At 62.2% G+C, this 13191-nt stretch carries 10 protein-coding genes; all 10 read left to right on the forward strand.

What is annotated here, in order from left to right; genetic code table 11:
* The first annotated feature begins 131 nt into the window (after positions 1-131).
* The 10 genes from hutU (at position 132) to hutG (ending at position 13171) form a co-directional block, all read left to right on the forward strand.
* Entirely contained in the window at positions 132-1835 is a 1704-nt protein-coding gene (hutU, locus tag WBB95_RS19695) for a urocanate hydratase (RefSeq protein ID WP_424489099.1), read from the forward strand.
* A gap of 177 nt (positions 1836-2012) precedes the next feature.
* Entirely contained in the window at positions 2013-3473 is a 1461-nt protein-coding gene (locus WBB95_RS19700) for a purine-cytosine permease family protein (protein WP_424489100.1), read from the forward strand.
* 69 nt (positions 3474-3542) lie between these two features.
* Positions 3543-4508 (forward strand): ABC transporter substrate-binding protein, encoded by a 966-nt coding sequence (locus WBB95_RS19705; protein WP_424489101.1) that lies wholly within the window; start codon positions 3543-3545, stop codon positions 4506-4508.
* Positions 4509-4580: 72 nt separating this feature from the next.
* Positions 4581-5432: an ABC transporter permease gene (locus tag WBB95_RS19710; RefSeq protein ID WP_058411854.1), complete on the forward strand. Its 852-nt coding sequence runs from the start codon at positions 4581-4583 to the stop codon at positions 5430-5432.
* Entirely contained in the window at positions 5429-6253 is an 825-nt protein-coding gene (locus WBB95_RS19715) for a quaternary amine ABC transporter ATP-binding protein (RefSeq protein WP_424489102.1), read from the forward strand. Before WBB95_RS19710 ends, WBB95_RS19715 begins: the two co-directional genes overlap by 4 nt.
* A 136-nt stretch (positions 6254-6389) precedes the next feature.
* On the forward strand, positions 6390-7913 hold the full coding sequence (locus tag WBB95_RS19720; RefSeq protein ID WP_424489107.1) for an HAL/PAL/TAL family ammonia-lyase: 1524 nt from the start codon (positions 6390-6392) through the stop codon (positions 7911-7913).
* A 115-nt stretch (positions 7914-8028) separates the two neighbouring features.
* Positions 8029-9567, forward strand: coding sequence for a histidine ammonia-lyase (gene hutH / locus WBB95_RS19725; protein WP_424489103.1), 1539 nt, complete (start codon positions 8029-8031; stop codon positions 9565-9567).
* Positions 9568-9728: 161 nt separating this feature from the next.
* A complete protein-coding gene (locus WBB95_RS19730) occupies positions 9729-11138 on the forward strand; it encodes an amino acid permease (protein ID WP_424489104.1) in 1410 nt (469 codons plus the stop codon).
* A gap of 15 nt (positions 11139-11153) precedes the next feature.
* Complete coding sequence (gene hutI, locus WBB95_RS19735; protein ID WP_424489105.1) at positions 11154-12359, forward strand: imidazolonepropionase; 1206 nt, start codon at positions 11154-11156, stop codon at positions 12357-12359.
* 11 nt (positions 12360-12370) lie between these two features.
* Positions 12371-13171, forward strand: a complete 801-nt coding sequence (hutG, locus tag WBB95_RS19740; RefSeq protein WP_424489106.1) for an N-formylglutamate deformylase — start codon at positions 12371-12373, stop codon at positions 13169-13171.
* The last annotated feature ends 20 nt before the right edge of the window (positions 13172-13191 follow it).

Here is a 13191-nt window from a genome sequence, read left to right on the forward strand (position 1 = left end):
GCTTTCACGCACCCCCTCAAAAAATCTCAACGGCTCACCCAGCAAGTTGGCCGCTTGATTGCATATGCTTGTACATACAAGTAAAGATGTGTGCGTAAGACTGTCCTTCGCACCATCAATGTTCGCGCATCATGCCGAGGAGTCCCGCCGTGACCGATTTTTCCAAAGCCAAGCCTACTAAATACCGTGACGTCGAAATCCGTGCCGCCCGCGGTAACACGCTTACCGCCAAAAGCTGGCTGACTGAAGCGCCGCTGCGCATGTTGATGAACAACCTCGACCCGCAAGTGGCCGAGAACCCGAAAGAACTGGTGGTGTACGGCGGTATTGGCCGGGCGGCGCGCAACTGGGAATGCTACGACCAGATCGTCGAGAGCCTCACCCACCTGAATGACGACGAAACCCTGCTGGTGCAATCCGGCAAGCCGGTCGGCGTGTTCAAGACCCACAGCAATGCCCCGCGCGTACTCATCGCCAACTCCAACCTGGTGCCGCACTGGGCCAGTTGGGAACACTTCAACGAACTCGATGCCAAGGGCCTGGCCATGTACGGCCAGATGACCGCCGGCAGCTGGATCTACATCGGCAGCCAGGGCATCGTCCAAGGCACCTACGAAACCTTCGTCGAAGCCGGTCGCCAGCATTACAACAGTGACCTGACAGGCCGTTGGGTACTTACCGCCGGCCTCGGCGGCATGGGCGGCGCCCAGCCTCTGGCCGCCACTCTGGCCGGCGCCTGCTCGCTGAACATCGAGTGCCAGCAGGTCAGCATCGATTTCCGTCTGGCCAGCCGCTATGTCGACGAGCAGGCCACCGACCTCGACGACGCCTTGGCGCGCATCGCCAAATACACCAAGGAAGGCAAGGCCATCTCCATCGCCTTGCTGGGCAACGCGGCGGAAATTCTGCCGGAACTGGTCAAGCGTGGCGTGCGCCCGGACATGGTCACCGACCAGACCAGCGCCCACGACCCGCTCAACGGCTACTTGCCGGCTGGCTGGACCTGGGACGACTACCGCGCCCGCGCCAAGACCGAGCCCGCTGCCGTGATCAAGGCCGCCAAGCAGTCGATGGCCGTGCACGTCAAAGCCATGCTGGATTTCCAGAAGCAAGGCATCCCGACCTTCGACTACGGCAACAACATCCGCCAGATGGCGCAGGAAGAAGGCGTGGAAAACGCCTTCGACTTCCCGGGTTTTGTTCCGGCCTACATCCGCCCGTTGTTCTGCCGTGGCATCGGCCCGTTCCGCTGGGCTGCACTGTCCGGCGACCCGCAGGACATCTACAAGACCGACGCCAAAGTCAAAGAGCTGATCCCCGACGACGCGCACCTGCACAACTGGCTGGACATGGCGCGCGAGCGCATCAGCTTCCAGGGCTTGCCGGCGCGTATCTGCTGGGTTGGCCTGGGCCAGCGCGCCAAGCTCGGCCTGGCGTTCAACGAAATGGTACGCAGCGGCGAGCTGTCGGCGCCGGTGGTGATCGGCCGTGACCACCTCGACTCCGGCTCGGTAGCCAGCCCGAACCGCGAAACCGAAGCCATGCAGGACGGCTCCGACGCCGTGTCCGACTGGCCACTGCTCAACGCCCTGCTCAACACCGCGAGCGGCGCGACCTGGGTGTCGTTGCACCACGGCGGCGGCGTGGGCATGGGCTTCTCGCAGCACTCCGGCATGGTGATTGTGTGCGACGGTACCGACGAAGCGGCTGAGCGGATTGCCCGTGTGCTGCATAACGACCCGGCCACCGGCGTGATGCGCCATGCGGATGCCGGTTACCAGATCGCCATCGACTGCGCCAAAGAGCAGGGTCTCAATCTCCCGATGATCAAGTAACGGCTGGCCTGGTTCTTGTGGGAGCTGGCTTGCCTGCGATGGCATCCCCCTCGGTTCTGCTGAGAGACCGAGTCGCCCGCATCGCAGGCAAGCCAGCTCCCACATTTGCCCTGCTGTGTACACAAGACATGTTTCACCCGCACCACCGAATAACAATCCATCAGAGGTTGAACACACATGGCTGCAAATGACGTTCGTGCAAGCACCACCCCGTTGATCGAAAGGCGTTCGATCGACTACATCCCGGAAGCGGAAAGACACGGTCGTCTATTGAGTCAGTTCACCCTGTGGCTGGGTGCCAACCTGCAGATCACTGCCATCGTTACCGGCGCCTTGGCCGTAGTGCTGGGCGGTGATGTGTTCTGGTCGTTGATCGGTCTGTTGATCGGCCAACTGCTGGGCGGCGGCGTTATGGCGCTGCACGCGGCGCAAGGCCCGCAACTGGGCTTGCCGCAGATGATTTCCAGCCGCGTGCAGTTTGGCGTGTATGGCGCGGTGATCCCGCTGGTGCTGGTCTGCCTGATGTACATCGGTTTCTCGGCCAGCGGCTCGTTGCTGGCGGGGCAGGCGGTGGCGCAGTTGCTGCACGTGGAAGACTGGGTCGGCATCGTGCTGTTCGCCGGGCTGATCATGGTGTTTACCGTCTTCGGCTACCGCGTCATCCATGGCATCGGCCGCGTGGCCAGCGTGCTCGGCGTGATCGCCTTTGTGTACCTGTTCTACAAATTGCTGGCCGGTAACGACGTCGGTGCGTTGCTGGGCAACAAGCACTTTTCCCTCAGCAGTTTCCTGCTCGCGATTTCGTTGTCGGCGTCCTGGCAGATTGCGTTCGGCCCGTATGTAGCGGACTACTCGCGTTATTTGCCGCGCAGCACAGAAGCCAAAAAAACGTTTTGGGCCGTGGGCCTGGGTTCGGTAATCGGCGCGCAAGCATCGATGGTGTTTGGTGTGTTTGCGGCAGCCCTGGCCGGCGCGCAATTCGCCCACCACGAAGTGTCGTTTATCGTCGGCCTGGGCGGCACCGGCATCGTCGCGGCGCTGCTGTATTTCAGCATCGCTTTCGGCAAAGTCACCGTGACCACACTCAATGCCTACGGCAGCTTCATGTCCATCGCGACGATCATCAGCGGCTTCCGTGGCAGCCGGCACATTTCGAGTGCAGTGCGCCTGCTGTACATCTTCCTGATGGTCTCGGTTGCCGCCGCGCTGGCGCTGCTGGGCAAGGACTCGTTCCTCAAGGATTTCTCCGCGTTCATCCTGTTCCTCCTGGCGTTTTTCACGCCCTGGAGCGCGATCAACCTGGTGGACTTCTACTGCATCACCAAGGAGCGCTACGACATTCCGGCGCTGTCCAACCCCAATGGCCGTTACGGCCGCTGGAACTGGATGGGCATCAGCATCTATGTGTTCGGCGTGCTGATCCAGATGCCGTTCATCTCCACGCATTTCTACACCGGCCCACTGGTCGCCAGCCTTGGCGACACCGATATCTCCTGGATCATCGGCCTGGTGGTGCCCGCAGCACTTTATTACTGGGCCGCAAAAAAGTGGCACAGCGCAACCCCTGAACACCTGATCCTGCCGACAGAGCAGGGCGCTGCACCGACGACGACAAACGGGCTGGCTGCACAGGCCTGATGGGACGTGGACAGGGCAGGATGCCTACTGACTGCCGTAATCCATTTCAAGATTGGGAGCGTCACAACAATGACTATGAATAAGACCCTGCTGGCCACGTTGTTCTCTGCGAGCGTGCTGGCGAGTGCTGGCGCCCAGGCGGCTGGTTGGTGCGAATCCGGCAAGCCTGTGAAGTTCGCCGGCCTGAACTGGGAAAGCGGCATGTTGCTCACCGACATCCTGCAAACCGTGCTGGAAAAAGGCTACGACTGCAAAACCGACAGCCTGCCGGGTAACTCCATCACCATGGAAAACGCCCTGAGCAGCAACGACATTCAAGTATTCGCCGAAGAGTGGGTTGGCCGCAGCGAAGTCTGGAACAAGGCCGAGAAGGCCGGCAAGGTTGTCGGTGTTGGTGCGCCCGTGGTCGGTGCTGTCGAAGGCTGGTACGTGCCGCGTTACGTGATCGAAGGCGACGCCAAGCGCAAGCTAGAACCGAAGGCGCCGGACCTGAAAAACATCGCCGACCTGGCCAAGTACGCTTCGGTGTTCAAGGACCAGGAAGAACCCTCCAAAGGCCGTTTCTACAACTGCCCGGCCGGCTGGACCTGTGAGCTGGACAACAGCGAAATGCTGAAAAGCTACGGCCTGGAAAATTCCTACACCAACTTCCGCCCAGGCACTGGCCCGGCGCTGGATGCGGCGGTGCTGTCGAGCTACAAGCGTGGCGAGCCGATCCTGTTCTACTACTGGTCGCCTACCCCGCTGATGGGCCAGGTCGACCTGGTCAAGCTGGAAGAAAAACCCGGTGTGGATAAAAGCGTGAGCATCAAGGTGGGTTTGTCCAAGACCTTCCATGAGCAAGCGCCGGAGCTGGTGGCCGTGCTGGAGAAGGTCAACCTGCCGATCGATCTGCTGAACCAGAACCTCGGTCGCATGGCCAAAGAGCGAATTGATTCGTCAAAACTGGCGAAAATTTTCCTCAAGGAACATCCTGAAGTCTGGCACGCATGGGTGAGCGACGACGCAGCCAAGAAAATCGACGCGGCCTTGTAGGTCAAGCGTGTCCGGCTACCCTGAGGGGCTAGCCGGCCACTCGGCCACAACCCACTGGATCGAGAGCACGATATGTTTCCTGAGAGTTTTACGTTTTCCATTGCTGACTGGGTCAACGGTTGGGTGGACTCGCTGGTCACCAACTACGGCGACGTGTTCCGGCATATCTCCGACACGTTGCTATGGGCCATCGTCAACCTGGAAGGGTTGCTGCGCGCAGCGCCCTGGTGGCTGATGCTGGCCATCGTCGGCGGCATTGCCTGGCACGCCACCCGCAAGGTGCTGACCACCGCGGTGATCGTCGGTCTGCTGTTCCTGGTGGGCGCGGTTGGCCTGTGGGACAAGCTGATGCAAACCCTGGCGCTGATGATGGTTGCCACGGTGATCTCGGTGCTGATCGGCATTCCGCTGGGCATTTTGTCGGCTCGCAGCAATCGCCTGCGTTCGGTGCTGATGCCGTTGCTCGACATCATGCAAACCATGCCGAGCTTCGTGTACCTGATCCCGGTGCTGATGCTGTTTGGCCTGGGCAAGGTCCCGGCGATTTTCGCCACGGTGATCTACGCCGCGCCGCCGCTGATTCGTCTGACCGACCTGGGCATTCGCCAAGTCGACGGCGAAGTCATGGAAGCCATCAACGCCTTCGGCGCCAACCGCTGGCAACAACTGTTCGGTGTGCAACTGCCGCTCGCGTTGCCGAGCATCATGGCCGGGATCAACCAGACCACGATGATGGCGCTGTCGATGGTGGTGATCGCCTCGATGATCGGCGCGCGTGGCTTGGGTGAAGACGTACTCGTCGGCATCCAGACCCTCAACGTTGGCCGTGGCCTTGAAGCCGGTCTGGCGATTGTGATTCTTGCAGTGGTCATCGACCGCATTACCCAGGCCTATGGTCGTCCACGGCATGAGGCGAGCAAATGACTACTGTCAGCAAAATTGAAGTTAAAAACGTCTTCAAGATCTTCGGCGCCCGCTCCAAGGACGCGTTGGCCATGGTTGGCCAGGGCAAGACCAAGGACCAGGTGCTGGCCGAGACCGGGTGCGTGGTCGGCGTGAATGACCTGTCGCTGAGCATCGCCACCGGTGAGATTTTCGTGATCATGGGCCTGTCGGGTTCCGGCAAGTCCACGCTGGTGCGCCACTTCAACCGCCTGATCGACCCTACCAGCGGCGCGATCCTGGTGGACGGCGAAGACATCCTGCAACTGGACATGGAAGCCCTGCGCCAATTCCGTCGGCACAAGATCAGCATGGTGTTCCAGAGCTTCGGCCTGCTGCCCCACAAGAGCGTGCTCGACAACGTCGCCTACGGCCTCAAAGTGCGCGGCGAAACCAAGCAGGTCTGCGCCGAGCGCGCGCTGCACTGGGTCGAAACCGTGGGCCTCAAGGGCTACGAAAACAAATACCCGCACCAGCTGTCCGGCGGCATGCGTCAGCGCGTCGGCCTGGCCCGCGCCTTGGCGGCCGACACCGACATCATCCTGATGGACGAAGCCTTCAGCGCCCTCGACCCGCTGATCCGCGCCGAGATGCAAGACCAGTTGCTGGAGCTGCAAAAGACCCTGCACAAAACCATCGTGTTTATCACCCACGACCTCGACGAGGCCGTGCGCATCGGCAACCGCATTGCGATCCTCAAGGACGGCAAACTGATCCAGGTCGGCACGCCGCGCGAGATTCTGCATTCGCCGGCGGATGAGTATGTGGACCGGTTCGTTCAGCGGCGCGCGGCGGTGGTCTGAGCCGGATCTTGTGGTGAGCCGGCCGACGCTATCGCAGGCAAGCCAGCTCCCACAGGGGAATGCATTTCAAATGTAGGAGCTGGCTTGCCTGCGATAGGGCCAGTGAAGCTGCACGAGAATTGAAGAAGGTATGAAGATGTCCCAGGCTGCAAAAATCATCATCGCCGACGCCCCGCTGCGTTGGCAGGACGTGGTCGCCGTCGCCCGTCACGGCGCGGTACTCGAACTCTCGGGCCATGCCTGGGCGCGCATCGACAATGCCCAGGCCATCGTGCAGCGCATTGTCAGCAGCGGCGAACGCGCCTATGGCGTGAACACCGGCCTGGGCGCGCTGTGCAACGTGTCGCTCGAGGGCGAACAACTCAGCCAGCTGTCACGCAACACGTTGCTAAGCCATGCCTGCGGCGTCGGCGCGGTGCTGAGCGATGAACAAACCCGCGCGATTATTTGCGCCGCGATCATCAATTACAGCCATGGCAAATCCGGCCTGCACCCGCAGGTGGTGCATTCGTTGCTGGCGCTGCTCAACCACGGCATCACGCCGCAAGTGCCGTCGCAGGGTTCGGTGGGTTACCTGACGCACATGGCCCACGTCGGCGTGGCCTTGCTGGGTGTGGGCAACGTGAGCTATCGCGGCCGCATCGTCCCGGCGCAAGAAGCGTTGCACGCAGAAAATTTACAGCCGGTGAGCCTCGGCGCCAAAGACGGCCTGTGCCTGGTCAACGGTACGCCGTGCATGACCGGCCTGAGCTGCCTGGCCCTGGCTGACGCGCACCATTTGCTGCAATGGGCCGACGTAATCGGCGCCATGAGTTTCGAGGCCCAGCGTGGCCAGATCGATGCCTTTGACGAAGCCATCATCGCCCTCAAGCCGCACCCGGGCATGCAGCAAGTCGGCATCAACCTGCGTTCGTTGCTCGACGGCAGTGAAGTGATCGCCAGCAGCAAAGGCATTCGCACCCAGGACGCGCTGAGCATCCGTTCGATCCCGCAGATTCACGGCGCGGCCCGCGACCAGGTTGAACACGCGACCCGCCAGATCGAGACCGAACTCAACAGCGCCACCGACAACCCGCTGGTGCTCGGCACGCCGGACAATTACCGCGTGGTGTCGCAGGCCAACCCGCACGGGCAGTCGGTGGCCCTGGCGGCGGACATGCTCGCGATTGCCATGGCCGAAATCGGCTCCGTCGCCGAACGCCGCCTCGACCGCCTGATCAACCCGCACGTCAGCGGCTTGCCGGCGTTTTTGGTCAGCAACCCCGGGGTCAACTCCGGGATGATGATCGTGCAGTACGTCGCCGCCTCGCTGTGCGGGCAAAACCGCCTGCTGGCGCAACCGGCGGTGCTCGACAACTTCGTCACCTCGGGCCTGCAGGAAGACCACCTGAGCATGGGCACCAATGCCGCGCTCAAGCTGCATCAACTGTTGGCCAATGTGACCCAGATCCTCGCCATCGAATACCTGCTGGCGGCCCAGGCCTTTGAGTTTCTCAAGGACCAGCGTTTCGGCGCGGGCACCGACAGCGCCTGGCGTTTGCTGCGTGAAGTCGTGCCGGCTTATGAACAAGACCGTTGGCTGGCGCCGGACATCGCGGCGGCCGCCGCGCTGCTCAAGGATGCCGACGTGTTGCGCCGAACCCTGCCGAACTTGCACTGAAAATTTTTCCAACACTAACCAGCGTGCCAAGCCGCGTGTCGCTCCAAACGAGCACAGCGGCGGATAACGGAAGCATCCGGAGCGACTGGTAGTTAACAACACTCTCAAAAGGAGCATGAATGTGACTGCGCTAAATCTGATTCCAGGCCAACTGAGCCTCGCCCAACTGCGGGCCATCTACCAGCAGCCGGTAACCCTCAGCCTGGATGACAGCGCCTCGGCGCAGATCGAAGCCAGTGTGGCCTGCGTGGAGCAGATTCTCGCCGAGAACCGCACCGCCTATGGCATCAACACCGGTTTCGGCCTGCTGGCCTCGACCCGTATCGCCAGTGAAGACCTGGAAAACCTCCAGCGTTCCCTGGTGCTGTCCCACGCTGCCGGCGTCGGTGAGCCGATCAGCGATGCGCTGGTGCGGCTGGTCATGGTGCTCAAGGTCAACAGCCTGAGCCGTGGGTTCTCCGGAATTCGCCGCCAGGTGGTCGACGCGCTGATCGCGCTGATCAACGCCGAGGTGTACCCGCACATTCCGTTGAAAGGTTCGGTCGGCGCGTCCGGCGACTTGGCGCCATTGGCGCACATGTCGCTGGTGCTGCTGGGCGAAGGCAAGGCGCGCTACAAAGGCGAATGGCTGGAAGCCACCGAGGCGCTGAAAGTCGCCGGGCTGACGCCGCTGACCCTCGCGGCTAAAGAAGGCCTGGCGCTGCTCAATGGCACCCAGGTGTCCACCGCGTATGCGCTGCGTGGCTTGTTTGAGGGCGAAGACTTGTTCGCCGGCGCCCTGGCGTGTGGCGCCCTGACGGTGGAAGCAGTGCTGGGCTCGCGCTCGCCGTTCGACGCGCGCATTCACGCGGCACGCGGTCAGCGTGGGCAGATCGATGCGGCGGCGGCTTATCGCGACCTGCTCGGTGAAAGCAGCCAGGTCTCGCAGTCGCACCAGAACTGCGACAAGGTTCAAGACCCTTACTCCCTGCGCTGCCAGCCACAAGTCATGGGCGCGTGCCTGACCCAGTTCCGCCAGGCCGCCGAAGTGCTGGTGGTGGAAGCCAACGCCGTGTCGGATAACCCGCTGGTGTTTGCAGCCGAAGGCGACGTGATCTCCGGCGGCAACTTCCACGCTGAACCGGTGGCCATGGCGGCGGATAACATGGCGCTGGCAATCGCCGAGATCGGCTCCCTGAGCGAGCGCCGTATTTCGTTGATGATGGACAAGCACATGTCGCAGCTGCCGCCGTTTCTGGTGGGCAATGGCGGCGTGAACTCCGGCTTCATGATCGCCCAGGTGACTGCGGCGGCGCTGGCCAGCGAGAACAAGGCGCTGGCGCACCCGCACAGCGTCGACAGCCTGCCAACCTCGGCCAACCAGGAAGACCACGTGTCCATGGCCCCGGCGGCGGGCAAGCGTTTGTGGGAAATGGCGGAGAACACCCGTGGCGTGCTGGCGGTCGAATGGCTGGCAGCATGCCAGGGCCTGGACCTGCGCGATGGTTTGAAAACCTCGCCGGTGCTCGAAAAGGCGCGCGCGATCCTGCGTGAAAAAGTCGCGTTCTACGAGAAAGACCGCTTCTTCGCACCCGACATCAATGCCGCCAGCGAACTGCTTGCGAGCCGCTGCCTGAACGCGTTGGTGCCGGCCAAGTTGCTGCCGAGCCTGTAACTGCAACGCAACCCAGTGTGGGAGCTGGCTTGCCTGCGATAGCTATCTGTCAGTTGAAACATCCGTGACTGACATTCCGCCATCGCAGGCAAGCCAGCTCCCACAGGTTGAGCGTTCGCAGATTTGAATTTTCTCGGGATAACAATAACTAGGGAAGAGAAATGCACCAGCAAGAAAAGGGTTTGAAACGCGGGCTTAACGCCCGACATATTCGCTTCATGGCATTGGGGTCGGCGATCGGCACCGGGCTTTTTTATGGCTCCGCCTCTGCCATCCAGATGGCCGGCCCCGCCGTGCTGCTGGCTTACCTGATCGGCGGCGCTGCCGTGTTCATGGTCATGCGCGCCCTCGGTGAAATGGCCGTGCACAACCCGGTCTCCGGTTCCTTCGGCCAATACGCCAGCACCTACCTGGGCCCCATGGCCGGTTTTATCCTCGGCTGGACCTACGCGTTTGAAATGATCATCGTCTGCCTGGCCGACGTAACGGCCTTCGGCATCTACATGGGCTTCTGGTTTCCCGAAGTCGCGCGGTGGGTGTGGGTGCTCGGCATCGTGTTTTTGATCGGCGGCCTGAACCTGTGCAACGTCAAAGTGTTTGGCGAGATGGAGTTCTGGCTGTCGCTGCTCAAGGTTGGCGCCATTGTCGCGATGATCCTTGGCGGCTTCGGCATCATGCTGTTCGGCATTCATTCGGCCGGCGACACCCAGGCCAGCGGCCTCAGCAACCTGTGGGCCCACGGCGGCTTCATGCCTAACGGCGTTGGCGGCTTGATCGCCTCGTTCGCGGTGGTGATGTTTGCGTTTGGCGGCATCGAAATCATCGGCATCACCGCCGGTGAAGCCAAGGACCCGCAACGCGTGATCCCCAAGGCGATTAACGCCGTGCCGCTGCGCATCCTGTTGTTCTACGTACTGACCCTGTTTGTGCTGATGGCCATTTACCCGTGGCCGCAGATCGGCAGCCAGGGCAGCCCGTTCGTGCAGATTTTCAGCAACCTCGGCATCGGTTCGGCGGCGACCATCCTCAACATCGTGGTGATTTCGGCGGCGGTCTCGGCGATCAACAGCGACATCTTTGGCGCCGGCCGCATGATGTATGGCCTGGCCCAGCAAGGGCAGGCGCCCAAGGGGTTTGCCCAGTTGTCCAAACAAGGCGTGCCGTGGATGACCGTGGTGGTCATGGGCGCAGCATTGCTTGGCGGTGTGGTGCTTAACTACCTGATCCCGGAAAACGTGTTCCTGGTGATTGCCTCCATCGCCACCTTCGCCACCGTGTGGGTGTGGCTGATGATTTTGTTCACCCAGGTCGCCATGCGCCGCTCAATGACCAAAGAACAGGTGGCCGAGCTGAAGTTCCCGGTGCCGTTCTGGCCCTACGCGCCCGCGGCGGCCATCGTGTTCATGCTGTTTGTGTTTGGCGTGCTCGGTTACTTCCCGGACACCCAGGCTGCCTTGCTGGTCGGTGCCGTGTGGATCGTGCTGCTGGTGGTTGCCTATCTGCTGTGGGTCAAACCCGCCGCCGGGCAAGCGGCCAAGGTCCATTACGACCCGGCTTTGTCTCATCGATAACTTAGGGAGGCGTTGATGAAAACGCTTTGGCAACACTGCCACGTCGCAACCATGGCCCAGGGCAACTACTCGATCATCGAGGATGCCGCCCTGGTCACCGCCGGTTCGCTCATTGAGTGGATCGGCCCCCGCAGTGAAGTGCCCCAGGCGGATTACGCCCAGGTGCATGACCTGCAAGGCGCGTGGGTGACCCCCGGGCTGATCGACTGCCACACCCACACTGTGTTTGGTGGCAACCGCAGCGGCGAATTCGAGCAGCGCCTTCAAGGCGTAAGCTACGCCGAAATCGCGGCCAAGGGCGGCGGTATTGCCAGCACCGTGCGGGCCACCCGCGCCGCCACGGAAGATGAATTGTTCGAAAGCGCCCACAAGCGCCTGCGCAGTTTGCTGCGCGATGGCGTGACCACGGTGGAGATCAAATCCGGCTACGGCCTGGACCTGGTCAACGAACGCAAGATGTTGCGGGTTGCACGCCGCCTCGGCGACGCGTTGCCGGTCAGCGTGCGCGCCACGTGCCTGGCGGCCCACGCGTTGCCGCCGGAGTACAAGGACCGCGCCGACGATTACATCGAGCACATCTGCTCCGAGATGCTCCCGGCCCTGGCAGCCGAAGGGTTGGTGGACGCGGTGGATGCGTTCTGCGAATACCTGGCGTTTTCCCCTGAGCAGGTCGAGCGCGTGTTCAAGGTCGCCCAGCAGTTGGGCCTGCCGGTGAAGTTGCACGCCGAGCAGCTCTCGTCGCTGCACGGCTCCAGCCTGGCGGCGCGTTACCACGCGCTGTCGGCGGACCATCTGGAGTTCATGACCGAAGAAGACGCCATCGCCATGGCCGCGTCCGGTACCGTCGCCGTCTTGCTGCCAGGCGCGTTCTACTTCCTGCGCGAAACCCAGTTGCCGCCGATGGAGGCCTTGCGCAAGCACGGCGTGAAAATCGCCATCGCCAGCGACCTCAACCCCGGCACCTCGCCGGCGTTGTCGGTGCGCTTGATGCTGAACATGGCCTGCACGCTGTTCCGCATGACTCCGGAAGAAGCCTTGGCCGGCGCCACGCAACATGCGGCGACCGCGCTGGGCATGGGCGACACCCATGGTTCCCTGGAAGCGGGCAAGGTCGCGGACTTTGTCGCCTGGCAGATTGATCGCCCCGCCGACCTCGCCTATTGGCTGGGCGGCGAGCTGGATAAACGCGTCGTACGCCACGGCGTCGATGTCACCGTCTGAGGAGTGTTGTTGTGGATAAGGTTCTGAACTTCAAGCAAGGCCGCGTACCGCTGCTGATCAGCATGCCCCACGCTGGCCTGCGCCTGTCGCCTGCGGTGGAAGCCGGGCTGATCCCCGAGGCCCAAAGCCTGCCGGACACTGATTGGCACATTCCCACGCTGTATGACTTTGCCGAAGAACTGGGCGCCAGCACCCTGTCGGCCGAGTACTCGCGGTTTGTGATCGACCTGAACCGGCCGTCGGATGACGCGCCGCTGTATGTCGGCGCCACCACCGGGCTGTACCCGGCGACACTGTTCGACGGCGTGCCGCTGTTCCGCGAAGGCCTGGCGCCAAGCGAAACCGAGCGCGCCAGTTACCTGCAAAAAATCTGGGGCCCGTATCACCGCACGCTGCAAGAAGAGCTGGCGCGGCTCAAGGCTGAGTTCGGCTACGCGCTGCTGTTTGACGCGCACTCGATCCGCTCGGTGATCCCGCACCTGTTTGACGGCAAGCTCCCGGACTTCAACCTCGGCACCTTCAACGGCGCCGCCTGTGATCCTGAGTTGGCCAGCCAACTGGAAGCCATCTGCGCCACGCATCCGCAGTACACCCACGTGCTCAACGGGCGCTTCAAGGGCGGGCATATCACTCGGCACTACGGCAACCCGGCGCAGGATATCCACGCCGTGCAGCTGGAATTGTGCCAGAGCGCCTACATGGAAGAGTTCGAGCCGTTTAACTATCGGCCGGATCTGGCTGAGCCAACCCGGGTCGTGTTGAAGCAGTTGCTGGAAGGATTTTTGGCCTGGGGGCAGCAGCACTACCGGTAATTTCGGTGCTGCTGAAATAG

The organism is Pseudomonas sp., assembly GCF_049645325.1.
GTDB lineage: Bacteria > Pseudomonadota > Gammaproteobacteria > Pseudomonadales > Pseudomonadaceae > Aquipseudomonas.

Coding starts and splice junctions, on each gene's coding strand:
- hutU (WP_424489099.1), top strand. CDS start 132: ATGCCGAGGAGTCCCGCCGTGACCGATTTTTCCAAAGCCAAGCCTACT.
- WBB95_RS19700 (WP_424489100.1), top strand. CDS start 2,013: ATGGCTGCAAATGACGTTCGTGCAAGCACCACCCCGTTGATCGAAAGG.
- WBB95_RS19705 (WP_424489101.1), top strand. CDS start 3,543: ATGACTATGAATAAGACCCTGCTGGCCACGTTGTTCTCTGCGAGCGTG.
- WBB95_RS19710 (WP_058411854.1), top strand. CDS start 4,581: ATGTTTCCTGAGAGTTTTACGTTTTCCATTGCTGACTGGGTCAACGGT.
- WBB95_RS19715 (WP_424489102.1), top strand. CDS start 5,429: ATGACTACTGTCAGCAAAATTGAAGTTAAAAACGTCTTCAAGATCTTC.
- WBB95_RS19720 (WP_424489107.1), top strand. CDS start 6,390: ATGTCCCAGGCTGCAAAAATCATCATCGCCGACGCCCCGCTGCGTTGG.
- hutH (WP_424489103.1), top strand. CDS start 8,029: ATGAATGTGACTGCGCTAAATCTGATTCCAGGCCAACTGAGCCTCGCC.
- WBB95_RS19730 (WP_424489104.1), top strand. CDS start 9,729: ATGCACCAGCAAGAAAAGGGTTTGAAACGCGGGCTTAACGCCCGACAT.
- hutI (WP_424489105.1), top strand. CDS start 11,154: ATGAAAACGCTTTGGCAACACTGCCACGTCGCAACCATGGCCCAGGGC.